23 protein-coding genes and 1 pseudogene are annotated in these 25,477 nt (G+C 52.0%); all 24 read left to right on the forward strand.

Features of this window, described 5'->3' with window-relative positions; translation table 11 throughout:
* The first annotated feature begins 42 nt into the window (after positions 1-42).
* The 24 genes and pseudogenes from wcaA (at position 43) to rfbF (ending at position 25,476) form a co-directional block, all read left to right on the forward strand.
* Positions 43-885, forward strand: a complete 843-nt coding sequence (wcaA, locus tag EOS98_RS08400) for a colanic acid biosynthesis glycosyltransferase WcaA (protein ID WP_000205695.1) — start codon at positions 43-45, stop codon at positions 883-885.
* A 2-nt stretch (positions 886-887) separates the two neighbouring features.
* The gene (gene wcaB / locus EOS98_RS08405; RefSeq protein ID WP_000888724.1) at positions 888-1,376 is read left to right on the forward strand and encodes a colanic acid biosynthesis acetyltransferase WcaB; all 489 of its coding nucleotides are present in this window, start codon (positions 888-890) and stop codon (positions 1,374-1,376) included.
* Entirely contained in the window at positions 1,373-2,590 is a 1,218-nt protein-coding gene (wcaC, locus tag EOS98_RS08410; protein WP_079950493.1) for a colanic acid biosynthesis glycosyltransferase WcaC, read from the forward strand. The genes wcaB and wcaC overlap by 4 nt, the downstream gene beginning before the upstream one ends.
* Positions 2,565-3,779, forward strand: coding sequence for a colanic acid polymerase WcaD (gene wcaD, locus EOS98_RS08415; RefSeq protein ID WP_000091397.1), 1,215 nt, complete (start codon positions 2,565-2,567; stop codon positions 3,777-3,779). The genes wcaC and wcaD overlap by 26 nt, the downstream gene beginning before the upstream one ends.
* A gap of 12 nt (positions 3,780-3,791) precedes the next feature.
* Positions 3,792-4,538, forward strand: coding sequence for a colanic acid biosynthesis glycosyltransferase WcaE (wcaE, locus tag EOS98_RS08420; protein WP_094947811.1), 747 nt, complete (start codon positions 3,792-3,794; stop codon positions 4,536-4,538).
* Positions 4,539-4,553: 15 nt separating this feature from the next.
* Entirely contained in the window at positions 4,554-5,108 is a 555-nt protein-coding gene (gene wcaF / locus EOS98_RS08425; protein ID WP_001153603.1) for a colanic acid biosynthesis acetyltransferase WcaF, read from the forward strand.
* Positions 5,109-5,131: 23 nt separating this feature from the next.
* Positions 5,132-6,253: a GDP-mannose 4,6-dehydratase gene (gene gmd / locus EOS98_RS08430; protein ID WP_000048160.1), complete on the forward strand. Its 1,122-nt coding sequence runs from the start codon at positions 5,132-5,134 to the stop codon at positions 6,251-6,253.
* Positions 6,254-6,255: 2 nt separating this feature from the next.
* On the forward strand, positions 6,256-7,221 hold the full coding sequence (gene fcl / locus EOS98_RS08435) for a GDP-L-fucose synthase (protein WP_001041701.1): 966 nt from the start codon (positions 6,256-6,258) through the stop codon (positions 7,219-7,221).
* 2 nt (positions 7,222-7,223) lie between these two features.
* Complete coding sequence (locus tag EOS98_RS08440; protein WP_001624869.1) at positions 7,224-7,697, forward strand: GDP-mannose mannosyl hydrolase; 474 nt, start codon at positions 7,224-7,226, stop codon at positions 7,695-7,697.
* On the forward strand, positions 7,694-8,917 hold the full coding sequence (wcaI, locus tag EOS98_RS08445) for a colanic acid biosynthesis fucosyltransferase WcaI (RefSeq protein ID WP_001523542.1): 1,224 nt from the start codon (positions 7,694-7,696) through the stop codon (positions 8,915-8,917). Before EOS98_RS08440 ends, wcaI begins: the two co-directional genes overlap by 4 nt.
* Entirely contained in the window at positions 8,914-10,356 is a 1,443-nt protein-coding gene (cpsB, locus tag EOS98_RS08450; RefSeq protein ID WP_000605946.1) for a mannose-1-phosphate guanyltransferase, read from the forward strand. Before wcaI ends, cpsB begins: the two co-directional genes overlap by 4 nt.
* Positions 10,357-10,465: 109 nt before the next feature.
* Positions 10,466-11,836, forward strand: coding sequence for a colanic acid biosynthesis phosphomannomutase CpsG (gene cpsG, locus EOS98_RS08455; RefSeq protein WP_126523977.1), 1,371 nt, complete (start codon positions 10,466-10,468; stop codon positions 11,834-11,836).
* 53 nt (positions 11,837-11,889) lie between these two features.
* Positions 11,890-13,284: an undecaprenyl-phosphate glucose phosphotransferase gene (wcaJ, locus tag EOS98_RS08460; protein ID WP_000183155.1), complete on the forward strand. Its 1,395-nt coding sequence runs from the start codon at positions 11,890-11,892 to the stop codon at positions 13,282-13,284.
* 101 nt (positions 13,285-13,385) lie between these two features.
* A complete protein-coding gene (gene wzxC / locus EOS98_RS08465; protein WP_000058681.1) occupies positions 13,386-14,864 on the forward strand; it encodes a colanic acid undecaprenyl disphosphate flippase WzxC in 1,479 nt (492 codons plus the stop codon).
* A gap of 21 nt (positions 14,865-14,885) precedes the next feature.
* Positions 14,886-16,166, forward strand: coding sequence for a colanic acid biosynthesis pyruvyl transferase WcaK (gene wcaK / locus EOS98_RS08470; RefSeq protein ID WP_126523978.1), 1,281 nt, complete (start codon positions 14,886-14,888; stop codon positions 16,164-16,166).
* Positions 16,163-17,383, forward strand: a complete 1,221-nt coding sequence (gene wcaL, locus EOS98_RS08475) for a colanic acid biosynthesis glycosyltransferase WcaL (protein ID WP_069722191.1) — start codon at positions 16,163-16,165, stop codon at positions 17,381-17,383. Before wcaK ends, wcaL begins: the two co-directional genes overlap by 4 nt.
* A gap of 10 nt (positions 17,384-17,393) precedes the next feature.
* Positions 17,394-18,797 (forward strand): colanic acid biosynthesis protein WcaM, encoded by a 1,404-nt coding sequence (wcaM, locus tag EOS98_RS08480; protein WP_126523979.1) that lies wholly within the window; start codon positions 17,394-17,396, stop codon positions 18,795-18,797.
* A 177-nt stretch (positions 18,798-18,974) separates the two neighbouring features.
* Complete coding sequence (gene galF, locus EOS98_RS08485) at positions 18,975-19,868, forward strand: GalU regulator GalF (RefSeq protein WP_000981469.1); 894 nt, start codon at positions 18,975-18,977, stop codon at positions 19,866-19,868.
* Between the two features lie 376 nt (positions 19,869-20,244).
* Positions 20,245-21,330, forward strand: coding sequence for a dTDP-glucose 4,6-dehydratase (gene rfbB / locus EOS98_RS08490; protein ID WP_080094861.1), 1,086 nt, complete (start codon positions 20,245-20,247; stop codon positions 21,328-21,330).
* On the forward strand, positions 21,330-22,229 hold the full coding sequence (gene rfbD / locus EOS98_RS08495) for a dTDP-4-dehydrorhamnose reductase (RefSeq protein WP_001023662.1): 900 nt from the start codon (positions 21,330-21,332) through the stop codon (positions 22,227-22,229). Before rfbB ends, rfbD begins: the two co-directional genes overlap by 1 nt.
* A 47-nt stretch (positions 22,230-22,276) precedes the next feature.
* Positions 22,277-23,155: a glucose-1-phosphate thymidylyltransferase RfbA gene (gene rfbA, locus EOS98_RS08500; RefSeq protein WP_126523980.1), complete on the forward strand. Its 879-nt coding sequence runs from the start codon at positions 22,277-22,279 to the stop codon at positions 23,153-23,155.
* The gene (gene rfbC, locus EOS98_RS08505; protein WP_077914013.1) at positions 23,156-23,707 is read left to right on the forward strand and encodes a dTDP-4-dehydrorhamnose 3,5-epimerase; all 552 of its coding nucleotides are present in this window, start codon (positions 23,156-23,158) and stop codon (positions 23,705-23,707) included.
* Between the two features lie 5 nt (positions 23,708-23,712).
* Positions 23,713-24,706: pseudogene (locus EOS98_RS08510) on the forward strand (CDP-6-deoxy-delta-3,4-glucoseen reductase).
* Positions 24,703-25,476 (forward strand): glucose-1-phosphate cytidylyltransferase, encoded by a 774-nt coding sequence (rfbF, locus tag EOS98_RS08515; protein WP_000648783.1) that lies wholly within the window; start codon positions 24,703-24,705, stop codon positions 25,474-25,476. Before EOS98_RS08510 ends, rfbF begins: the two are co-directional and overlap by 4 nt.
* The last annotated feature ends 1 nt before the right edge of the window (position 25,477 follow it).

Genomic DNA, 25,477 nt, shown 5'->3' on the forward strand with positions numbered 1-25,477 from the left:
ACAAGCGTAGCGCCATGCGGCAAAACTATCTGGGGAATAAGCATGACAACAGACAATCCGCTGATCTCAATTTATATGCCAACCTGGAACAGGCAGCAGTTGGCTATCCGGGCGATTAAATCAGTACTACGTCAGGACTACCGTCACTGGGAGATGATCATCGTGGATGATTGCTCCTCGTCTTATCAGCAGCTACAACAATTTGTTGAGGAGCTGAACGACCCGCGCGTTCGTTATACTCATAACGCCAGGAATACCGGCGCCTGCGCGGTTCGCAACCAGGCCATTATGCAGGCGCAAGGACACTACATTACCGGTATTGATGATGACGATGAATGGACGCCAAACCGTCTGAGCGTGTTTCTGGCCCATAAACACCAGTTAACTACACACGCCTTTTTGTATGCCAACGACTATGTGTGCGAGGGCGAGGTCTACTCTCAGCCTGCCAGCCTGCCGCTGTATCCGAAATCTCCTTATTCGCGCCGCTTATTCTACAAGCGCAATATTATTGGCAATCAGGTTTTTACCTGGGCCTGGCGTTTTAAAGCGTGTTTGTTCGATACCGAACTCAAGGCGGCGCAGGACTACGACATTTTTCTGCGCATGGTGGTGGAGTATGGCGAACCGTGGAAAGTCGAAGAGGCGACGCAAATTTTACATATCAACCACGGCGAGATGCAGATTACCTCTTCGCCGAAAAAGTTCTCCGGCTATTTCCATTTTTATCGTAAGCACAAAGATAAATTCGATCGCGCCAGCAAAAAATACCAGCTTTTTACGCTGTACCAAATTCGCAATAAGCGAATGACCTGGCGCACGTTGCTGACGTTGCTCTCCGTGCGTAACAGCAAACGCCTGGCGGCCGGGCTGCGGGGGCGATAACGATGCTGGAAGACTTACGCGCGAATAGCTGGAGCTTACGCCCCTGTTGCATGGTGCTGGCCTACCGTATCGCTCATTTTTGTTCCGTCTGGCGCAAAAAGAATGTGCTGAATAATCTGTGGGCCGCGCCGGTGCTGGTGCTGTATCGCGTGATCACGGAATGCCTGTTCGGGTATGAAATCCAGGCCGCCGCGACCATTGGTCGGCGGTTCACTATCCATCATGGTTACGCGGTAGTGATCAACAAACATGTCGTCGCCGGTGACGATTTTACCATTCGCCACGGCGTCACCATTGGCAATCGCGGCGCGGACAGCCTGGCTTGTCCGGTGATTGGTCACGGCGTTGAGCTGGGGGCGAATGTCATCCTGCTTGGCGATATTACTATCGGTAATCACGTCACGATTGGCGCGGGTAGCGTGGTGCTTGACAGTATTCCGGACCATGCGCTGGTGGTGGGAGAAAAAGCACGGGTGAAGGTCAGCACATGAATATTCTGCAATTTAATGTACGGCTGGCGGAAGGCGGCGCGGCGGGAGTGGCGTTGGATCTCCATCTGCGGGCGCTGCAAAAAGGGCTGACGTCACGTTTTGTCTATGGTTATGGCAAAGGCGGAAAAAAAAGCGTCAGCCACCACCGTTATCCGCAGGTGATAAAACAGACGCCGCGCGGCACGGCAATCGCTAATATCGCGCTGTTTCGTTTCCTGAATCGCGATCTGTTTGGCAATCTCGACAATCTTTACCGCACGGTTATCCAGACATCCGGCCCGCTGGTGCTGCATTTTCATGTTCTCCACAGTTACTGGCTAAACCTGGCGGACATCGTGACGTTTTGCGAAAAAGTCAAAGCGCAAAAACCGGACGTCACGCTGGTCTGGACGTTGCACGATCACTGGAGCGTCACCGGGCGTTGCGCCTTCACCGACGGTTGCGAGGGCTGGAAAAGCGGCTGCCAAAAATGTCCGACCCTAAGCAATTATCCGCCGGTCAGGGTGGATCGGGCGCACCAGCTTATTGGCGGCAAACGTCAGCGCTTTCGGGACATGCTGCGGCTGGGCTGCCGGTTTATTTCACCGAGCCAGCACGTGGCCGAGGCCTTTAACAGCGTTTATGGCGCGGGGCGCTGCCAGATTATTAACAACGGTATCGATCTGGCGACCGAGGCGATTCTCGCGCAGCTATCACCTGTGCCGCTGAATCCGGGCAAACCGCGGATCGCCATTGTGGCGCATGACTTGCGTTATGACGGCAAAACTGACCAGCGTCTGGTACACGACATGATGGCGCTGGGCGAAAAAATTGAACTGCACACCTTCGGTAAATTTTCGCCTTTTACCGGCCAAAACGTCGTTAATCACGGTTTTGAAACCGATAAGCGCAAATTAATGAGCGCGCTCAATGAGATGGATGCGCTGGTCTTTAGCTCGCGGGTCGATAACTATCCGCTGATCTTGTGTGAAGCGCTCTCGATCGGCGTACCGGTAATCGCCACCCACAGCGAGGCGGCGCAGGAGGTGCTGGCGAAATCCGGCGGCCAGACTTTTGCCGCTACAGATGTACTGCGCCTGGCGCAGCGGCGTAAGCCAGAGATTGCTCAGGCGGTATTTGGCACAACACTGGACGCCTTTCGTATGCGTAGCCGCGTCGCGTACAGCGGTCAACAGATGCTGGAGGAGTATGTCTCGTTCTATCAGAATCTGTAGCTATCTGCTGCTGCCGCTGATCTACCTACTGGTCAATGTCAAGATTGCCCAACTGGGGGAAAGCTTTCCCATTACCATCGTCACTTTTTTACCGCTGTTGCTACTGTTATTTGTGGAACGCATTAGCGTAAAAAAATTGATGATCGCCTTAGGCATCGGCGCAGGGCTTACGGCATTTAACTTCCTGTTCGGCCAGTCGCTGAATGCCGGTAAATATGTCACGTCCACGATGCTGTTTGTCTATATTGTGGTCATTATCGGGATGGTCTGGAGTATCCGATTCAAAACCATTTCCGCGCATAACCACCGAAAGATTTTGCGTTTTTTTTATCTGGTGGTGGGTATGGTGGTCGCGCTCGCCGCGGTTGAGATGGCGCAAATTATCCTTACCGGCGGCAGCAGTATTATGGAAGGAATTTCGAAATATCTCATTTACAGTAATAGCTATGTACTGAACTTCATAAAATTTGGCGGTAAGCGTACCACTGCGCTTTATTTTGAACCGGCATTTTTCGCTTTGGCACTAATCTCAATTTGGCTGAGCATCAAACAGTTTGGTATCAAAACACCGAAAAGCGATGCTATGATTCTGGCAGGGATAATATTATCAGGATCATTTTCAGGGGTAATGACCTTTATCCTGTTTTACCTTCTGGAATGGGCGTTCCAATATTTGAATAAGGATGCGATAAAGAAAAAACTTCCACTGGCGCTGGTCTCATTAACCCTGTTTTTGGTTGGGGTAATTATTGCATTTCCTTATATCGCGACACGACTTGGCGATTTAGGGACGGAAGGCTCATCTTCTTATTATCGTATTGTGGGCCCGTTAGTCATGGTCGGATATTCCTTGACCCATATTGATGGTGTAGTCAGATTTGGCTCACTTTATGAATATGTTGCATCATTCGGAATCTTTAACGGTGCGGATGTCGGGAAAACCATAGACAATGGATTGTATCTACTGATTATTTATTTTTCCTGGTTCGCAGTGCTAATGACGCTGTGGTATATGGGGAAAGTTTTAAAAATGGCGCTAAATGCGTTTGGCGATAATCGCAATTTTCGGGTACAGCTCTATCTTTTTACGCCGGTGTCGCTGTTTTTTACCGGTTCAATATTTAGCCCGGAATATGCTTTTTTAATCGTCTGTCCGTTCATTTTGCGCAAGGCGTTAAAAATTTCATAACGGGGTGGTGGCATGTTTTTAAGCGTCGTTACCGTCGCCTTTCGCAATTACGAAGGGGTGGTAAAAACCTGGCGCTCGCTGCGCAATCTGGCGCGCGATCCGGGTCTGTCATTTGAATGGATCGTAGTGGATGGCGGTTCGGAGGACGGCACGCGCGAATTTCTGCAAAAACGTCACGGTGAGTTTAACCTGCGTTTTATCAGTGAAAAGGATCGCGGTATTTATGATGCCATGAACAAAGGCATTGCGCTGGCGCAGGGGCGCTATACCCTGTTTCTTAATTCCGGTGATGCGTTCCATGATGATGCCGCGCTGTTTGTCCGCCAACTGGCGCGGCAAAAGGGCGAGGCGATGTATATTGGCGACGCGCTGCTGGATTTCGGCGACGGGCATAAAATACGCCGGAAGGCTAAACCCGGGTATTATATCTACCATAGTTTGCCAGCCAGCCATCAGGCGATATTTTTCCCGACGGCAGCGTTAAAAAAGTATCCTTATGATCTGCAATATCATGTCTCTTCAGATTATGCGCTGGCGGCCCGTCTCTATAAAGCAGGCTATCCTTTTCGGCGAATTAACGGACTGGTATCTGAATTTTCGATGGGCGGCGTGTCAACCTCGAATAATCTGGAATTATGTCAGGATGCAAAAAACGTACAGCGAAAAATATTACGTGTGCCAGGGTTTTGGGCGCAATTATCCTATTTATTACGTCTGAAAACGACGGGTAAAACAAAAGCGCGGTATAACAAAGTCTAATCACCGGGAGTTATTATGCAGGATCTTAGCGGCTTTACGGTGCCGAAGGGGTTCCGCGGCGCTAATGCGCTAAAAGTACAATTATGGTGGGCGGTACAGGCGACATTATTCGCCGGGTCGCCGCAAATATTGTATCGCTGGCGAGCCTTTTTGCTGCGTCTGTTTGGCGCCAAAATTGGAAAGAATGTGGTTATTCGACCGTCAGTAAAAATTACCTATCCGTGGAAATTAACCGTCGGCGATTATGCCTGGGTAGGCGACGACGCTGTGTTATATACGTTGGGTGAAATTAATATTGGCGCACATGCGGTCATTTCACAAAAAGGGTATTTGTGTACCGGTAGCCATGATTATACCAGCGCTCATTTCGATATTAACGCCGCGCCGATTGTTATTGGCGAAAAATGTTGGCTGGCGACCGATGTTTTTGTCGCGCCCGGCGTGACGATAGGTCATGGCACCGTCGTCGGCGCGCGCAGCAGCGTATTTAAATCATTACCGGCAAATGCGATTTGTCGGGGCAATCCCGCAGTGGTAACGCGCCAGCGCGTTCAGAAAGTTACTCCCTAACGGGACTATTTGAGGAAATGAAAATGTCAAAAGTCGCTCTCATTACTGGCGTAACCGGACAGGATGGGTCTTACCTGGCAGAATTTCTGCTGGAAAAAGGGTATGAGGTGCATGGTATCAAGCGCCGCGCGTCATCGTTTAATACCGAGCGCGTGGACCATATTTATCAGGACCCGCACAGCTGCAACCCGAAATTTCATCTGCATTATGGCGACCTGACCGACGCCTCCAACCTGACCCGCATTTTACAGGAAGTGCAGCCGGATGAGGTCTACAACCTGGGCGCAATGAGCCACGTGGCGGTGTCGTTTGAGTCGCCGGAATATACCGCCGATGTGGATGCGATGGGCACGCTGCGCCTGCTGGAGGCGATTCGCTTCCTCGGTCTTGAAAAGAAAACGCGGTTCTACCAGGCCTCCACCTCTGAACTGTACGGTCTGGTGCAGGAAATTCCGCAGAAAGAGACCACGCCGTTCTACCCGCGTTCCCCCTATGCGGTGGCGAAACTGTACGCCTACTGGATCACCGTCAACTACCGTGAATCCTACGGTATTTACGCCTGTAACGGCATTCTGTTTAACCATGAGTCCCCGCGTCGCGGCGAAACCTTCGTCACCCGTAAGATCACCCGCGCCATCGCCAATATCGCGCAGGGACTGGAGTCCTGCCTGTATCTCGGCAACATGGACTCGCTGCGCGACTGGGGCCATGCGAAAGATTACGTGCGGATGCAGTGGATGATGTTACAGCAGGAGCAGCCGGAAGATTTCGTGATTGCCACCGGCGTGCAGTATTCCGTGCGCCAGTTTGTGGAGCTGGCGGCGGCGCAACTGGGGATAAAACTGCGCTTTGAAGGCGAAGGCATTAATGAGAAAGGGATCGTGGTATCCGTTACCGGACACGATGCGCCGGGCGTGAAACCGGGGGATGTGATTGTGGCCGTTGATCCGCGTTATTTCCGTCCGGCGGAAGTGGAAACCCTGCTGGGCGACCCGTCCAAAGCGCATGAGAAACTGGGCTGGAAACCGGAAATCACCCTGTCGGAGATGGTCTCCGAGATGGTGGCGAACGATCTGGAGGCCGCGAAAAAACACTCACTGCTGAAATCTCACGGTTACGAGGTGGCCATCGCGCTGGAGTCCTGAGAATGAATAAGCAACGAATTTTTGTGGCGGGCCATCGCGGGATGGTGGGCTCCGCCATTGTACGGCAGCTTGCGCAGCGCGGCGACGTGGAACTGGTACTGCGCACCCGCGATGAGCTGGATCTGCTCGACGGGCGTGCGGTACAGGCGTTCTTTGCCGGGGCGGGTATCGACCAGGTTTATCTGGCGGCGGCGAAAGTGGGCGGCATTGTCGCCAACAACACGTATCCGGCGGATTTTATTTATGAAAACATGATGATAGAGAGCAACATTATTCACGCCGCGCACCTGCACAACGTGAACAAACTGCTGTTTCTCGGTTCGTCCTGTATCTATCCGAAACTGGCAAGGCAGCCGATGGCGGAAAGCGAGCTGCTGCAGGGGACGCTGGAGCCGACCAACGAGCCGTATGCCATCGCCAAGATCGCCGGGATTAAACTGTGCGAGTCCTACAACCGGCAGTACGGTCGCGACTACCGTTCGGTGATGCCGACCAACCTGTACGGCCCGCATGACAATTTCCACCCGGACAATTCACATGTGATCCCGGCGCTGCTGCGTCGCTTTCATGAGGCTGCGCAGAGCCACGCGCCGGAGGTGGTCGTGTGGGGCAGCGGCACGCCGATGCGCGAATTTCTGCACGTTGACGATATGGCGGCGGCCAGCATTCACGTGATGGAGCTGGCGCGCGAAGTGTGGCAGGAGAACACCGCCCCGATGCTGTCGCACATTAACGTCGGCACTGGCGTGGACTGCACTATCCGCGAGCTGGCTCAGACCATCGCAAAGGTGGTGGGTTACCAGGGCCGGGTGGTGTTCGATGCCGCGAAGCCGGACGGCACGCCGCGTAAATTGCTCGACGTCACGCGCCTGCATCAGCTTGGCTGGTATCACGAAATTTCACTGGAGGCAGGGCTTGCCGGTACTTACCAGTGGTTCCTTGAGAATCAGCAACGGTTCCGGGGGTGACAATGTTTTTACGTCAGGAAGATTTCGCCGCCGTGGTGCGGACCACGCCCCTCATCTCCCTCGATTTCATTGTGGAAAACGGCCAGGGGAAAATTTTACTGGGTCAGCGTCTCAACCGTCCGGCGCAGGGCTACTGGTTTGTGCCGGGGGGGCGGGTGTGCAAAGACGAAACGCTGGAGGCCGCTTTTGCACGCCTGACGCAGGCGGAACTGGGCGTGCGTCTGCCGCTGGCGGCAGGGACGTTTTATGGCGTCTGGCAGCACTTCTATGACGACAACTTTTCCGGTGAGGATTTTTCAACTCACTACATCGTGCTCGGCTTTCGTCTGCGCGTGGCGGAGAGCGATTTACGCCTGCCTGACGCGCAGCATGGCAGTTACCGCTGGCTGACGCCGGAACAGCTGCTGGCAAGCGATAATGTTCATGAGAACAGTCGGGCCTACTTCTCTCCTGACGCGCCGGCGGTGGGCCTATGAAGATCCTGGTCTATGGCATTAACTATTCACCGGAACTGACCGGTATCGGCAAATATACCGGCGAAATGGTGGCGTGGATGGCGCGGGAAGGCCATGAGGTGCGGGTCATTACTGCGCCGCCGTACTACCCGCAGTGGAAGGTCGGTGAGCGCTATTCCGCCTGGCGCTATCGCCGGGAAGAGGGCGAGGCTACCGTCTGGCGCTGCCCGCTGTATGTGCCGAAACAGCCCTCCACCCTAAAACGACTGCTTCATCTGGGGAGCTTTGCATTGAGCAGTTTTTTCCCACTGATGGCGCAGCGTCGCTGGAAGCCGGATCGGATTATCGGCGTTGTACCGACGCTCTTTTGTACGCCGGGAATGCGTCTGCTGGCGACACTCTCCGGCGCGCGTACCGTACTGCATATTCAGGATTACGAAGTGGACGCCATGCTCGGCTTAGGAATGGCGGGAAAAGGCAAGCGCGGCAGCGTAGCGCGGTTAGCGACGGCCTTTGAACGCAGCGCGCTGCGTAACGTTGATAATGTTTCGACCATCTCTCGCTCCATGATGAATAAAGCGCGGGAAAAGGGCGTCGCGGCGGAAAAAATCCTCTTTTTTCCGAACTGGTCGGAAGTGGCGCGCTTTCAGGACGTTAATGACGCTGACGTGACGGCTTTGCGTCAGCAGCTTGGCTTGCCAGAGGGCAAAAAAATTGTGCTTTATTCCGGCAATATCGGCGAAAAACAAGGGCTGGAAAAGGTAATTGACGCCGCGGAACGATTACGCGATCGACCGCTGATTTTCGCGATTGTCGGCCAGGGGGGCGGCAAGGCGCGGCTGGAGAACATGGCCCGCGAACGCGGCCTGGCAAATATTAAATTCCTCCCGCTGCAGCCTTACGACGCCTTACCCGCGCTGCTGAAAATGGGCGACTGCCATCTGGTGGTGCAAAAGCGCGGCGCGGCGGATGCGGTGCTGCCCTCCAAGCTGACTAACATTCTGGCGGTCGGCGGCAATGCGGTGATTACCGCTGAGCCGCACACCGAATTAGGACAACTTTGCGCGCGTTATCCGGGCATCGCCGTTTGCGTGGAGCCGGAGTCGACCGACGCGCTGGTCAACGGGATTAGCCAGGCGCTCGCCATGCCGAAAAACAACACGACGGCACGTGAATACGCCGAACGCACGCTCAATAAAGAGAACGTGCTACGCCAATTTATTGCAGATATTCGGGGATGATAATGCGTCAGACAAAACTTTACCCGGTTGTGATGGCCGGTGGCTCCGGTAGCCGATTGTGGCCGCTTTCTCGCGTGCTTTATCCAAAACAGTTTTTGTGCCTGAAAGGCGATCTCACCATGCTGCAAACCACCATTTGCCGTCTGAACGGCGTGGAGTGCGAAAGCCCGGTGGTTATCTGCAACGAACAGCACCGTTTTATCGTTGCCGAGCAGCTCCGCCAGCTCAATAAGCTGACGGAGAACATTATTCTTGAGCCCGCCGGGCGCAATACCGCGCCGGCGATTGCGTTGGCGGCGCTGGCGGCGACGCGCCAGCATACGGACTGCGATCCGCTGATGCTGGTACTGGCGGCGGATCATGCAATCGCCAATGAAGAGGCCTTCCGCGACGCGGTACGCGGCGCCATGCCCTATGCCGACGCGGGCAAACTGGTGACCTTCGGTATCGTGCCGGATCTGCCGGAAACCGGCTATGGCTATATCCGGCGTGGTGATGTCGTGCCGGGCGCGACGGATGCGGTGGCTTTTGAGGTGGCGCAGTTCGTTGAGAAGCCGGGGCTGGAAACCGCTCAGGCCTACGTCGCCAGCGGCGATTACTACTGGAACAGCGGCATGTTTCTGTTCCGCGCCGGCCGCTATCTGGAGGAGCTGAAAAAGTTCCGCCCCGATATTCTGGCCGCCTGTGAACAGGCGATGCGCGGCGTCGATCCGGATCTTGACTTCATTCGCGTGGATGAAGAGGCCTTCCTCGCCTGTCCGGAAGAGTCCATTGACTACGCGGTGATGGAGCGGACGGCGGACGCGGTGGTGATGCCAATGGACGCGGGCTGGAGCGATGTCGGCTCGTGGTCCTCGCTGTGGGAAATCAGCGCCCACACCCCGGAGGGAAACGTCCACCACGGCGACGTCATCAGCCATAAAACGGAAAACAGCTACGTTTACGCCGAATCCGGCCTGGTGACCACCGTCGGCGTGAAAGATCTGGTGGTGGTGCAGACCAAAGACGCCGTGTTGATTGCCGATCGCCACGCGGTGCAGGACGTGAAAAAGGTGGTGGAGAAGATCAAGGCCGACGGACGCCATGAGCACCACATGCACCGCGAGGTTTACCGCCCGTGGGGCAAATACGACTCCATCGACGCGGGCGAGCGCTATCAGGTGAAGCGCATTACCGTCAAGCCGGGGGAAGGACTGTCGGTGCAGATGCACCATCACCGCGCCGAGCACTGGGTGGTGGTGGCGGGGACCGCCAGAGTCACCATCAACGGCGAGGTTAAGCTGCTCGGTGAAAACGAGTCCATCTATATTCCGCTGGGGGCGACTCACTGTCTGGAAAATCCGGGAAAAATACCGCTCGATTTAATTGAAGTGCGTTCCGGCTCGTATCTCGAAGAGGACGACGTGGTGCGGTTCGAGGATCGTTACGGGCGGGTCTGACGCCTGCAATTATGCCCGGTAAGCGCAACGCGCATCCGGCAATGAATAACAATAACGATGTTGGCCATTTACGGTCAGGGCTAACTGTTGCCTGAAGAAGGGTAAGAACATGACAAAATTAACCTGTTTCAAGGCCTACGACATTCGCGGCAGGCTGGGCGAAGAGCTCAATGAAGATATCGCGTGGCGGATTGGCCGCGCCTACGGCGAATATTTAAAACCGAAAACCATCGTGCTGGGCGGCGACGTGCGTCTGACCAGCGAGGCGCTGAAGCTGGCGCTGGCGAAAGGGTTACAGGACGCGGGTGTCGACGTGCTGGATATCGGTATGTCCGGCACCGAAGAGATTTACTTCGCCACCTTCCACCTCGGCGTGGACGGCGGTATTGAGGTGACCGCCAGCCATAACCCGATGGACTACAACGGTATGAAGCTGGTACGCGAGGGCGCCCGCCCGATAAGCGGCGACACCGGTCTGCGCGACGTTCAGCGTCTGGCGGAAGCGGGCGACTTCCCGCCGGTGAACGAGGCCGCGCGCGGCAGCTACAGACAAATCAGCCTGCGCGACGCCTACATCGGCCACCTGCTCGGCTATATCAGTGTTAACAATCTCACCCCGCTGAAGCTGGTGTTTAACGCCGGCAACGGCGCGGCGGGGCCGGTCATTGACGCCATCGAAGCGCGCCTGAAGGCGCTGGGCGCGCCGGTGGAGTTCATCAAAATCCATAACACCCCGGACGGCACCTTCCCGAACGGCATTCCCAACCCGTTGCTGCCGGAGTGTCGCGACGACACCCGCAAGGCCGTTATTGAACACGGGGCGGACATGGGCATCGCCTTTGACGGCGACTTCGACCGCTGCTTCCTGTTCGATGAGAAAGGGCAGTTTATCGAGGGGTACTACATCGTCGGGCTGCTGGCGGAAGCATTTCTGGAAAAACACCCGGGGGCGAAGATTATCCACGACCCGCGCCTGACCTGGAACACGGAGGCAGTGGTGACGGCGGCGGGCGGGACGCCGGTGATGTCAAAAACCGGGCACGCCTTTATCAAGGAGCGGATGCGTACGGAGGATGCCGTTTATGGCGGGGAAATGAGCGCGCATCACTATTTTCGTGATTTTGCCTACTGCGACAGCGGGATGATCCCGTGGCTGCTGGTGGCGGAGCTGGTGTGCCTGAAGGGACAGTCGCTGGGTGAACTGGTCCGCGACCGGATGGCGGCGTTCCCGGCGAGCGGGGAAATCAACAGCAGGCTGGCGGAGCCGGCGGCGGCCATCGCGCGGGTGGAAGCGCACTTCGCGGAAGAGGCGCAGGCGGTGGATCGCACGGACGGTCTCAGCATGTCATTCCCGGACTGGCGTTTCAACCTGCGCTCGTCGAACACCGAACCGGTGGTGCGCCTGAATGTGGAATCACGCGGCGATATTCCGCTGATGGAAGCGCGAACACGCACTCTGCTGGCGCTGCTGAATCAGTAACGTCAGATCTCCCCTTACCGCCTGCGGGTAAGGGGCCAATCACAGGAACAACGATGACAAATCTAAAAAAGCGCGAACGAGCCAAAACCAATGCATCGTTAATCTCTATGGTGCAACGCTTTTCAGATATCACCATCATGTTTGGCGGGCTGTGGTTCATCTGTGAAGTCAGTGGACTGCCATTCCTGTACATGCACCTGTTGGTGGCGCTGATTACGCTGGTTGTTTTTCAAATGCTGGGCGGGATAACCGATTTTTATCGCTCCTGGCGCGGCGTCAAAATGTCGACAGAGTTAACGCTGTTACTGCAAAACTGGACGCTGAGCCTGATCTTCAGCGCCGGTCTGGTGGCGTTTAATGATGACTTTGACAACCGCCTCGCCACCTGGCTGGCCTGGTATGCGCTGTCCAGCCTGGGCTTAGTGTTATGCCGTTCATTTATTCGTTTCGGCGCGGGCTGGCTACGCAATCGTGGTTATAACACTCGCCGGGTCGCCGTCGCCGGAGATTTGCCTGCGGGCCAGGCGTTGCTGGATAGCTTCCGTAATGAGCCGTGGCTGGGTTTTGAGGTGGTGGGCGTCTATCACGATCCCAAACCGGGCGGCGTCTCTGCTGACTGGGCCGGGAACTTTGAGCAGTTAATTGACGATGCGAAAGCCTCGCGAATTCACAATGTTTATATCGCCATGTCAATGAGCGACGGCGCCATGGTGAAAAAACTGGTGCGCGAGCTGGCCGACACCACCTGCTCGGTGATCCTTATTCCCGATGTGTTCACCTTTAATATTCTCCACTCGCGCGTGGAGGAGATGAGCGGCGTTCCGGTCGTTCCGCTATATGACACGCCGCTATCAGGGATTAACCGTCTGCTTAAACGGGCAGAGGATATCGTGCTGGCGTCGCTGATTCTGCTGCTCATCTCACCGGTACTGTGCTGTATTGCGCTGGCGGTCAAATTGAGCTCGCCCGGGCCGGTGATTTTCCGTCAGACGCGCTACGGGATGGACGGCAAGCCGATCAAAGTCTGGAAGTTCCGCTCAATGAAGGTGATGGAGAACGATAAGGTCGTTACCCAGGCGACGCAAAACGATCCGCGCGTCACCCGGGTAGGTAACTTTTTGCGTCGTACCTCGCTGGATGAATTGCCGCAGTTTATCAACGTATTAACTGGCGGGATGTCCATCGTCGGTCCTCGCCCGCACGCGGTGGCGCATAACGAACAGTATCGTCAGTTGATTGAAGGTTACATGCTACGCCACAAGATGAAACCGGGCATCACCGGCTGGGCGCAAATTAATGGCTGGCGCGGTGAGACCGATACGCTGGAGAAAATGGAAAAACGCGTGGAATTCGACCTGGAATACATCCGCGAATGGAGTATTTGGTTCGATATCAAAATCGTTTTTCTGACGATTTTTAAAGGGTTTGTTAATAAAGCGGCGTATTAAGAACCTGACCCACAAGGCTATTTTACTTGCCATATTGCACCAGGGCAGTGCTCAATCTGGCTGCGCCAATGACGCCTTGTGAGCAGGTTCTGGAGAAAAGAATGAGTTTACGACAAAAAACGATCAGCGGCGCTAAATGGTCGGCTATCGCCACGATAGTGATTATCGGTCTGGGGTTAATTCAGATGACGGTGCTGGCGCGGATCATCGACAACCACCAGTTTGGCCTGTTGACCGTCTCGCTGGTGATTATCGCGCTGGCCGACACGATCTCGGACTTTGGCATCGCGAACTCGATTATCCAGCGTAAAACGATTGGGCATCTGGAGCTGACCACGCTCTACTGGCTAAACGTTGGGCTTGGGATTGTGGTATTTGCGGTGGTCTTTTGGCTGAGCGATGCGATTGCCCATGTTTTGCATAACCCGGATCTCGCGCCGTTAATCAAAACGTTGTCGCTGGCGTTCATCGTGATCCCTCACGGGCAGCAGTTCCGCGCGCTGATGCAAAAAGAGCTGGAGTTCAATAAGATCGGCATGATCGAAACGACCTCCGTGCTGGCGGGGTTCACCTTTACGGTGATTAGCGCCCATTACTGGCCGCTGGCGTTAACCGCGATTCTCGGCTATCTGGTGAACAGTGCGGTGCGAACGCTGCTGTTTGGTTACTTTGGCCGCAAGATTTACCGTCCGGGGCTGCATTTTTCGCTGGCATCGGTGTCCACGAACCTGCGTTTTGGCGCGTGGCTGACGGCGGACAGTATCGTCAATTACATCAACACGAATTTATCGACGCTGGTACTGGCGAGAATTCTCGGCGCAAGCGTCGCCGGGGGATATAACCTCGCGTACAACGTGGCGGTTGTGCCGCCGGCGAAGCTTAATCCCATCATTACTCGCGTGCTATTTCCGGCATTCGCCAAAATCCAGGACGATACCGAGAAGCTGCGCGTCAACTTCTATAAGTTGCTTTCCGTGGTGGGAATTATCAATTTTCCCGCGCTGTTGGGCCTGATGGTAGTGGCGAACAATTTTGTGCCGTTAGTGTTTGGCGAGAAGTGGAACAGCATTATCCCGATCCTGCAATTGCTGTGCGTGGTGGGGCTGTTGCGCTCGGTCGGCAACCCGATTGGTTCGCTGCTGATGGCGAAAGCGCGCGTGGATATCAGCTTTAAATTCAACGTCTTTAAAACGTTTCTGTTTATCCCGGCAATTCTCATTGGCGGCCATCTGGCGGGGGCGATTGGCGTGACGCTGGGGTTCCTGGTGGTGCAAATCATCAACACCATTCTGAGCTATTTCGTGATGATTAAGCCGGTACTCGGCTCCAGCTATCGTCAGTATATTCTCAGCCTGTGGCTACCGTTTTATCTCTCATTGCCAACATTTATTACCAGCTACGGCGCAGGAAAGCTGGTCGACGGTTATTTACCGTTGTCGGGGGTATTCGCACTACAGGTTATGGTCGGTATTTTGAGTTTTATTTTAATGATTATTTTTTCACGCAATGCGCTGGTGATGGAAATTAAAAATCAGCTTGTTGGCAGTGCAAAACTGAAAAAGTTATTACGTGTCGGATGACGGGGATATAAGAGGCTATTTATGAAATTATTAATTTTAGGCAACCACACATGCGGCAACCGTGGTGATAGCGCCATTATGCGCGGTTTGCTTGATGCCATCCGTCAACAGGCGCCAGAGGCGGAGATGGATGTGATGAGCCGTTTCCCGGTGAGTTCCGCCTGGTTGCAGGGGCGCCCGATTATTGCCGACCCGCTGTATCAGTTAAGCCAGAAACAGCAGGCGGCGGCAGGGCTTAACGGTCGGGTGAAAAAAGTATTACGCCGTCGTTTTCAGCATAAAATTTTATTGTCTAAAGTCGCCCAGGAAGGATCGCTGCGTAATTTTGCTATCGCGCCGGAATTTGCCGAATTCGCGCAATTTATTGCGCAGTATGACGCCGTCATTCAGGTGGGCGGTTCAAACTATGTCGACTTATACGGTTTGACTCACTTTGAATATCCGCTGTGCGCGTTTATGGCGAACAAACCAATTTATATGGTGGGACATAGCGTCGGCCCTTTCCAGAACCCTGACTTTAGCCAGCTCGCCAATTATGTTTTTGGACGCACCAGTGCGTTGATCCTGCGTGAAACCGTCAGCCGCGATCTGATGACCGCCGCGCAGATCGATACCCGGAAAGTGGAGCAGGGGGTGGATACCGCCTGGTTAGTCGAACGCCGTCACGACGAGTTTGTCGCCAGTTATGCTGTGCAGCACTGGCTGGACGTCACCGCGCGCCGCAAAACCGTCGCGATTACGTTGCGCGATCTGGAGCCGTTTGATAAACGCCTGGGCACCACTCAGCAGGTCTATGAGCAGGCATTTGCCCAGGTCGTGAATCGCCTGATTGCGGACGGTTATCAGGTACTGGCGCTGTCAACCTGCACCAGTATCGATCGCTATAACCGCGATGACCGGATGGTTGCGTTACGGATGGCGAAGTATGTAAACGACTCAGAGCATTTCCATATCGCGATGGACGAACTCAATGACGTGGAAATCGGAAAGATCCTCGCCTCCTGCGTACTGACCATCGGGACGCGCCTGCATTCCGCCATTATCTCCATGAATTTTGGCACACCCGCCATCGCCATTAATTATGAACATAAATCCGCCGGGATTATGCAGCAGCTAGGCCTGGCGGAATTGGCCATCGATATCCGTCACTTGCTGAACGGTTCATTACAAAGCGTGGTGGCCGATACGCTCAATCAATTGCCTGCGCTAAAGGCAAAAGTGGCTAACGCCGTCACCGAGGAGCGGGCGAAAGGGTTCACGATGATCAAATCTGTTCTCGACAGAATTCGGGAGGCGCAATGAAAGTCAGCTTTTTTCTGCTGAAATTTCCACTCTCATCGGAAACCTTTGTGCTGAATCAGATTACTGCGTTTATTGATATGGGCCATGAGGTGGAGATTGTCGCGTTACAAAAAGGCGATACCCAACATACTCACGCCGCCTGGGAGAAGTATGGCCTGGCGGCGAAAACCCGCTGGTTACAGGATGAGCCCCAGGGACGGCTGGCGAAACTGCGCTACCGGGCATGTAAAACGCTGCCGGGGCTGCATCGGGCGGCGACCTGGAAAGCGCTCAATTTTACCCGCTATGGCGATGAATCACGCAATTTGATCCTTTCCGCGATTTGCGCGCAGGTGAGCCACCCTTTTGTGGCGGATGTGTTCATCGCACACTTTGGTCCGGCGGGCGTGACGGCGGCCAAACTACGCGAACTGGGCGTGCTTCGCGGCAAAATTGCGACTATTTTCCACGGGATTGATATCTCCAGCCGCGAAGTGCTCAGTCATTACACGCCGGAGTATCAGCAGTTGTTTCGTCGTGGCGATCTGATGCTGCCCATCAGCGAACTGTGGGCCGGTCGCCTGAAAAGTATGGGCTGTCCGCCGGAAAAGATTGCCGTTTCGCGCATGGGCGTCGACATGACGCGTTTTACCCATCGTTCGGTGAAAGCGCCAGGGATGCCGCTGGAGATGATTTCCGTCGCGCGCCTGACAGAAAAAAAAGGCCTGCATGTGGCGATTGAAGCCTGTCGGCAACTGAAAGCACAGGGCGTGGCGTTTCGCTACCGCATTCTGGGGATTGGCCCGTGGGAACGTCGGCTGCGCACGCTCATCGAGCAGTATCAGCTAGAGGATGTCATTGAGATGCCGGGGTTTAAACCGAGCCATGAAGTGAAGGCGATGCTGGATGACGCCGATGTTTTTTTGCTGCCGTCGATTACCGGTACGGATGGCGATATGGAAGGTATTCCGGTAGCGCTGATGGAGGCGATGGCGGTAGGGATTCCCGTGGTATCTACCGTGCATAGCGGTATTCCGGAACTGGTGGAGGCCGGCAAATCCGGCTGGCTGGTGCCGGAAAACGATGCGCAGGCGCTGGCGGCCCGACTCGCTGAGTTCAGCCGGATTGACCACGACACGCTGGAGTCGGTGATCACGCGCGCCCGTGAAAAAGTGGCGCAAGATTTTAATCAGCAGGCGATTAATCGCCAGTTAGCCAGCCTGCTACAAACGATATAAACGAGGTGGTATGCCCGCGACTAAATTCTCCCGACGTACCCTCCTGACGGCAGGTTCTGCGCTTGCTGTTCTTCCTTTTCTGCGCGCCTTGCCGGTACAGGCGCGTGAACCTCGCGAGACCGTCGATATTAAGGATTATCCGGCGGATGACGGTATCGCCTCGTTCAAACAGGCCTTCGCCGACGGACAGACCGTGGTCGTACCGCCAGGATGGGTGTGTGAAAATATCAATGCGGCGATAACGATTCCGGCGGGAAAAACGCTGCGGGTACAGGGCGCGGTGCGTGGGAATGGCCGGGGACGGTTTATTTTGCAGGACGGGTGTCAGGTGGTGGGGGAGCAGGGCGGCAGTCTGCACAATGTGACGCTGGATGTTCGCGGGTCGGACTGTGTGATTAAAGGCGTGGCGATGAGCGGCTTTGGCCCCGTCGCGCAAATTTTCATCGGTGGTAAGGAACCGCAGGTGATGCGTAATCTCATTATCGATGACATCACCGTTACCCACGCCAACTACGCCATTCTCCGCCAGGGATTTCATAACCAAATGGACGGCGCGCGGATTACGCATAGCCGCTTTAGCGATTTACAGGGGGACGCCATTGAGTGGAATGTCGCGATTCACGACCGCGACATCCTGATTTCCGATCATGTCATCGAACGCATTGATTGTACCAATGGCAAAATCAACTGGGGGATCGGCATCGGGCTGGCGGGTAGCACCTATGACAATAGTTATCCTGAAGACCAGGCAGTAAAAAACTTTGTGGTGGCCAATATTACCGGATCTGATTGCCGACAGCTGGTGCACGTAGAAAATGGCAAACATTTCGTCATTCGCAATGTCAAAGCCAAAAACATCACGCCCGATTTCAGTAAAAAGGCGGGTATTGATAACGCAACGATCGCCATTTATGGCTGTGATAATTTCGTCATTGATAATATTGACATGACGAATAGTGCCGGGATGCTTATCGGCTATGGCGTTGTTAAAGGAAAATACCTGTCAATTCCGCAAAACTTTAAATTAAACGCTATTCGGTTGGATAATCGCCAGGTTGCTTATAAATTACGCGGCATTCAAATTTCCTCCGGCAACGCTCCTTCGTTTGTCGCTATCACTAACGTGCGGATGACGCATGCCACACTGGAGCTGCATAACCAACCGCAGCATCTTTTCCTGCGTAATATCAATGTGATGCAAACTTCAGCGATTGGCCCAGCGTTAAAAATGCATTTCGATTTGCGTAAAGATGTCCGTGGTCAATTTATGGCCCGCCAGGACACGCTGCTTTCCCTCGCTAATGTTCATGCCATCAATGAAAACGGGCAGAGTTCCGTGGATATCGACAGGATTAATCACCAAACCGTGAATGTCGAAGCAGTGAATTTTTCGCTGCCGAAGCGGGGAGGGTAAGTACCGCTATTTTTACGAAAATTCCTGGGAAAAAGTTGTTCATACTTAATGTTATGGTGCCGACTAAGACGTAATGTAGAGCGTGCCATCATTATCCCTGGCAGCAGAGTAATTCATGCTGGCGAAAACAAGCTAAAGAGCTATAATTCAGCAACCATTTTACAGGTGGAAGAAACAATGATGAATTTGAAAGCAGTTATACCGGTAGCGGGTTTGGGTATGCATATGTTGCCTGCCACCAAGGCAATCCCAAAAGAGATGCTACCGATCGTCGACAAGCCAATGATTCAGTACATTGTCGATGAGATTGTGGCTGCAGGGATCAAAGAAATCGTACTGGTGACTCACGCGTCCAAAAACGCCGTTGAGAACCACTTCGACACCTCTTATGAACTTGAATCACTTCTTGAACAGCGCGTTAAGCGTCAGCTTTTGGCGGAAGTGCAATCTATCTGCCCACCGGGCGTGACGATTATGAACGTTCGCCAGGCGCAGCCGTTAGGGCTGGGGCACTCTATTCTGTGCGCGCGTCCGGTCGTGGGCGATAACCCTTTCATTGTGGTACTCCCGGATATTATTATTGATGATGCTACCGCCGATCCGCTGCGCTATAACCTTGCGGCGATGGTGGCGCGTTTCAATGAAACGGGTCGCAGCCAGGTGCTGGCGAAGCGCATGAAAGGTGATTTATCGGAGTATTCCGTTATCCAGACGAAAGAACCTCTGGATAATGAAGGCAAAGTCAGCCGGATTGTGGAGTTTATCGAAAAACCGGATCAGCCGCAGACGCTGGATTCCGATTTGATGGCGGTAGGCCGTTATGTGCTTTCAGCCGACATCTGGGCGGAACTGGAAAGAACCGAACCGGGCGCCTGGGGCCGCATCCAGCTCACCGATGCTATTGCTGAACTGGCGAAAAAACAGTCGGTTGACGCGATGCTAATGACGGGTGACAGCTATGACTGCGGTAAAAAAATGGGCTACATGCAGGCATTTGTGAAGTACGGGCTGCGCAACCTGAAAGAAGGAGCCAAGTTCCGTAAGAGCATAGAGCAGCTTTTGCATGAATAAGTATTAACAACCGTGATAAATGGTTGGTGATAAACATAATAACGGCAGTGAACATTCGAAGCGGCAAGTTGGCTGAAACGAGTGTTGACTGCCGTTTTAGTTTTGTATAAAGGGCTTAAGTAACAAGGGGTTATCTGGAGCATTTTAATGCTGATTTTATAAGATTAATCCTTGTTTCCGGATGCAATTAATAAGACAATTAGCGTTTAAGTTTTAGTGAGCTTTGCCCTGCTGGGCGAGGTTTGTAACAAGTCGATATGTACGCAGTGCACTGGTAGCTGATGAGCCAGGGGCGGTAGCGTGTGTAACGACTTGAGCAATTAATTTTTATTGGCAAATTAAATACCACATTAAATACGCCTTATGGAATAGAAAAGTGAAGATACTTATTACTGGCGGGGCAGGTTTTATTGGATCAGCTGTTGTCCGCCATATTATTAAGAATACACAGGACACTGTAGTTAATATTGATAAATTAACCTACGCCGGTAATCTTGAATCCCTTTCTGATATTTCTGAAAGTAATCGCTACAATTTTGAACACGCGGATATTTGTGATTCCGCTGAAATAACGCGTATTTTTGAGCAGTACCAGCCGGACGCGGTGATGCATTTGGCTGCGGAAAGTCATGTGGACCGTTCGATTACCGGGCCAGCAGCATTTATTGAAACCAATATCGTCGGCACCTATGTACTTCTTGAAGTTGCGCGTAAATACTGGTCTGCGCTTGGCGAAGATAAAAAAAATAATTTTCGTTTTCATCATATTTCCACTGATGAAGTTTACGGCGATTTACCGCATCCTGATGAAGTTGAAAACAGCGTTACGCTGCCGTTATTTACTGAAACGACGGCATATGCGCCAAGTAGCCCCTATTCTGCGTCAAAAGCATCCAGCGATCATTTAGTCCGTGCCTGGCGGCGTACCTATGGTCTACCAACGATCGTTACCAATTGTTCTAATAACTATGGCCCTTATCACTTCCCTGAAAAACTGATTCCACTGGTCATTTTGAATGCGCTGGAAGGAAAGTCTTTGCCAATTTATGGCAAAGGGGATCAGATTCGCGATTGGCTATATGTAGAAGATCATGCTCGCGCGCTTCATATGGTAGTGACTGAAGGCAAGGCAGGGGAGACTTATAACATTGGTGGCCACAATGAGAAGAAAAATCTCGATGTGGTATTTACCATCTGTGATCTGCTGGATGAAATTGTACCCAAAGCGACTTCTTATCGTGAACAAATCACTTATGTCGCCGATCGTCCGGGCCATGATCGTCGTTATGCCATTGATGCAGGTAAAATTAGCCGCGAATTAGGCTGGAAACCGCTGGAGACCTTTGAAAGCGGTATTCGTAAAACAGTGGAATGGTACCTTGCAAATACTCAATGGGTAAACAATGTTAAAAGTGGGGCGTATCAGAGTTGGATAGAACAGAACTATGAAGGACGCCAGTAATGAATATCTTACTTTTTGGTAAGACAGGGCAAGTAGGCTGGGAGTTGCAACGTTCTCTGGCACCAGTGGGGAATCTGATTGCCCTGGATGTCCATTCAAAAGAGTTTTGCGGTGATTTTAGCAATCCGAAAGGCGTTGCCGAAACCGTTCGTAAGCTTCGTCCCGATGTGATTGTTAACGCAGCCGCACATACTGCAGTAGATAAAGCAGAGTCTGAACCAGAACTGGCGCAGTTACTTAACGCCACCAGTGTGGAAGCCATCGCTAAAGCGGCCAACGAAACTGGCGCATGGGTAGTGCATTATTCAACCGATTATGTATTTCCTGGTACCGGCGATATCCCATGGCAGGAAACGGACGCTACGTCGCCGCTGAATGTCTATGGCAAAACCAAACTGGCGGGAGAAAAGGCCCTGCAGGATAACTGCCCTAAGCACCTTATCTTCCGCACCAGTTGGGTTTATGCAGGTAAGGGCAATAATTTCGCAAAGACAATGCTTCGTCTGGCGAAAGAGCGTCAGACACTTTCAGTCATTAACGATCAGTACGGTGCGCCAACCGGTGCGGAATTACTGGCTGACTGCACGGCCCATGCGATCCGTGTGGCGTTAAATAAACCAGAAGTCGCAGGTCTTTACCATCTGGTTGCCGGGGGAACCACAACCTGGCATGACTACGCGGCCTTAGTCTTTGACGAGGCGCGTAAGGCAGGGATAACACTTGCGCTTACTGAGCTTAATGCTGTGCCGACCAGCGCCTACCCGACGCCGGCGAGCAGACCTGGAAATTCGCGTCTCAATACTGAAAAGTTTCAGCGTAATTTTGACCTTATTCTGCCGCAATGGGAATTAGGAGTTAAGCGCATGCTGACTGAAATGTTTACGACGACAACCATCTGATAAATTTAAATGCCCATCAGGGCATTTTCTATGAATGAGAAATGGAAATGAAAACGCGTAAGGGCATTATTTTAGCGGGGGGCTCCGGCACCCGTCTTTATCCGGTGACCATGGCGGTAAGTAAGCAATTGCTACCAATTTATGATAAACCGATGATTTACTATCCCCTTTCCACGCTTATGCTGGCAGGCATTCGGGATATCCTGATCATCAGTACGCCACAGGACACGCCGCGTTTTCAACAACTGCTGGGAGACGGCAGCCAGTGGGGGCTGAATCTTCAATATAAAGTACAGCCAAGCCCGGATGGCTTAGCACAGGCGTTTATTATTGGTGAAGAGTTCATTGGTAATGATGATTGTGCATTAGTACTGGGTGACAATATCTTCTATGGTCATGATTTACCAAAGTTAATGGAAGCTGCCGTTAATAAAGAAAGTGGTGCTACCGTCTTTGCTTATCATGTAAACGATCCAGAGCGCTACGGTGTGGTTGAGTTTGATCAAAATGGTACAGCCGTTAGTCTGGAAGAAAAACCGTTACAACCGAAGAGTAATTACGCGGTAACGGGGCTGTATTTTTATGATAATAGCGTGGTGGAGATGGCGAAAAATCTTAAGCCTTCCGCTCGCGGTGAGTTAGAAATCACGGATATTAACCGTATCTATATGGATCAGGGAAGATTGTCTGTCGCTATGATGGGGCGCGGTTATGCCTGGCTGGATACAGGGACGCATCAGAGTTTGATAGAGGCCAGTAATTTTATTGCAACCATCGAAGAACGCCAGGGGCTAAAAGTGTCCTGCCCGGAAGAGATCGCATTTCGTAAAAATTTTATAAATGCACAACAGGTTATAGAACTGGCTGGGCCATTATTAAAAAATGATTATGGCAAATATTTGCTGACGATGGTGAAAGGTTTATAAGTGATGATTGTGATTAAAACAGCAATACCAGATGTCTTGATCTTAGAGCCTAAAGTTTTTGGTGATGAGAGGGGATTCTTTTTTGAAAGTTATAACCAGCAGACCTTTGAAAAGTTGATTGGACGTAAAATTACATTTGTTCAAGATAATCATTCAAAATCCAAAAAGAACGTACTCAGAGGGCTGCATTTTCAGAGAGGAGCAAATGCACAGGGTAAGTTAGTTCGTTGTGCTGTCGGTGAGGTTTTTGATGTTGCGGTCGATATCCGAAAAGAGTCGCCTACTTTTGGTCAGTGGGTTGGCGTAAATCTATCTGCTGAGAATAAGCGACAGCTTTGGATTCCAGAAGGTTTTGCTCATGGTTTTGTTACTCTCAGTGATTATGCAGAGTTTTTGTACAAAGCAACTAATTATTATTCACCTTCATCGGAAGGTAGCATTCTATGGAATGATGAGACAATAGGTATTGAATGGCCTTTTTCTCAGCTGCCTGAGCTTTCAGCAAAAGATGCTGCAGCACCTTTACTGCATCAAGCCTTGTTAACAGAGTAAGCATCGTGTCTCATATTATTAAGATTTTTCCATCAAATATTGAATTTTCCGGTAGAGAGGATGAATCAATCCTCGATGCTGCGCTATCGGCTGGCATCCATCTTGAACATAGCTGCAAAGCGGGTGATTGTGGTATCTGTGAGTCCGATTTGTTGGCGGGAGAAGTTGTTGACTCCAAAGGTAATATTTTTGGACAGGGTGATAAAATACTAACCTGCTGCTGTAAACCTAAAACCGCCCTTGAGCTAAATGCGCATTTTTTTCCTGAACTAGCTGGGCAGACAAAAAAAATTGTCCCATGCAAGGTAGATAGTGCTGTACTGGTTTCAGGCGATGTTATGACTTTGAAGTTACGCACACCACCAACAGCAAAAATTGGCTTCCTTCCAGGACAGTATGTCAATTTACATTATAAAGGTGTAACTCGCAGTTATTCTATCGCTAATAGTGATGAGTCGAATGGTATTGAGTTGCATGTAAGGAATGTTCCCAATGGTCAGATGAGTTCGCTCATTTTTGGGGAGTTACAAGAAAATACTCTTATGCGCATTGAAGGGCCTTGCGGAACATTTTTTATTCGCGAAAGTGACAGACCTATAATCTTCCTTGCAGGCGGTACTGGATTCGCTCCAGTTAAATCAATGGTTGAGCATCTCATTCAGGGAAAATGTCGTCGTGAGATCTACATTTACTGGGGAATGCAAGATAGTAAAGATTTTTACTCTGCATTACCGCAGCAGTGGAGTGAACAGCATGAGAACGTTCATTATATCCCTGTTGTTTCTGGTGATGACGCCGAATGGGGGGGGAGAAAGGGATTTGTCCATCATGCCGTGATGGATGATTTTGATTCTCTAGAGTTCTTCGATATATATGCATGTGGTTCACCTGTGATGATCGATGCCAGTAAAAAGGACTTTATGATGAAAAATCTCTCTGTAGAACATTTCTATTCTGATGCATTTACTGCATCTAAATAATATTGAGGGTAATTTATGAAAGCGGTCATCCTGGCTGGTGGACTTGGTACCAGACTAAGTGAAGAAACAATTGTAAAACCAAAACCGATGGTAGAAATTGGTGGCAAGCCTATTCTTTGGCACATTATGAAAATGTATTCTGTGCATGGTATCAAGGATTTTATTATCTGCTGTGGTTATAAAGGATATGTGATTAAAGAATATTTTGCGAACTACTTCCTTCACATGTCAGATGTAACATTCCATATGGCTGAAAACCGTATGGAAGTTCACCACAAACGTGTTGAACCATGGAATGTCACATTGGTTGATACGGGTGATTCTTCAATGACTGGTGGTCGTCTGAAACGTGTTGCTGAATACGTAAAAGATGACGAGGCTTTCCTGTTTACTTATGGTGATGGCGTTGCCGACCTTGATATCAAAGCGACTATCGATTTCCATAAGGCTCACGGTAAGAAAGCGACTTTAACAGCTACTTTTCCACCTGGACGCTTTGGCGCATTAGATATCCAAGCTGGTCAGGTCCGGTCATTCCAGGAAAAACCGAAAGGCGATGGGGCAATGATCAATGGTGGTTTCTTTGTGTTGAATCCATCGGTTATCGATCTCATCGATAACGATGCAACAACCTGGGAACAAGAGCCATTAATGACATTGGCACAACAGGGGGAGTTAATGGCTTTTGAACACCCAGGTTTCTGGCAGCCGATGGATACCCTACGTGATAAAGTTTACCTCGAAGGGCTGTGGGAAAAAGGTAAAGCTCCGTGGAAAACCTGGGAGTAAG

It is taken from the genome of Salmonella sp. SSDFZ69 (genome assembly GCF_004010755.1).
Lineage (GTDB): Bacteria > Pseudomonadota > Gammaproteobacteria > Enterobacterales > Enterobacteriaceae > Salmonella > Salmonella enterica.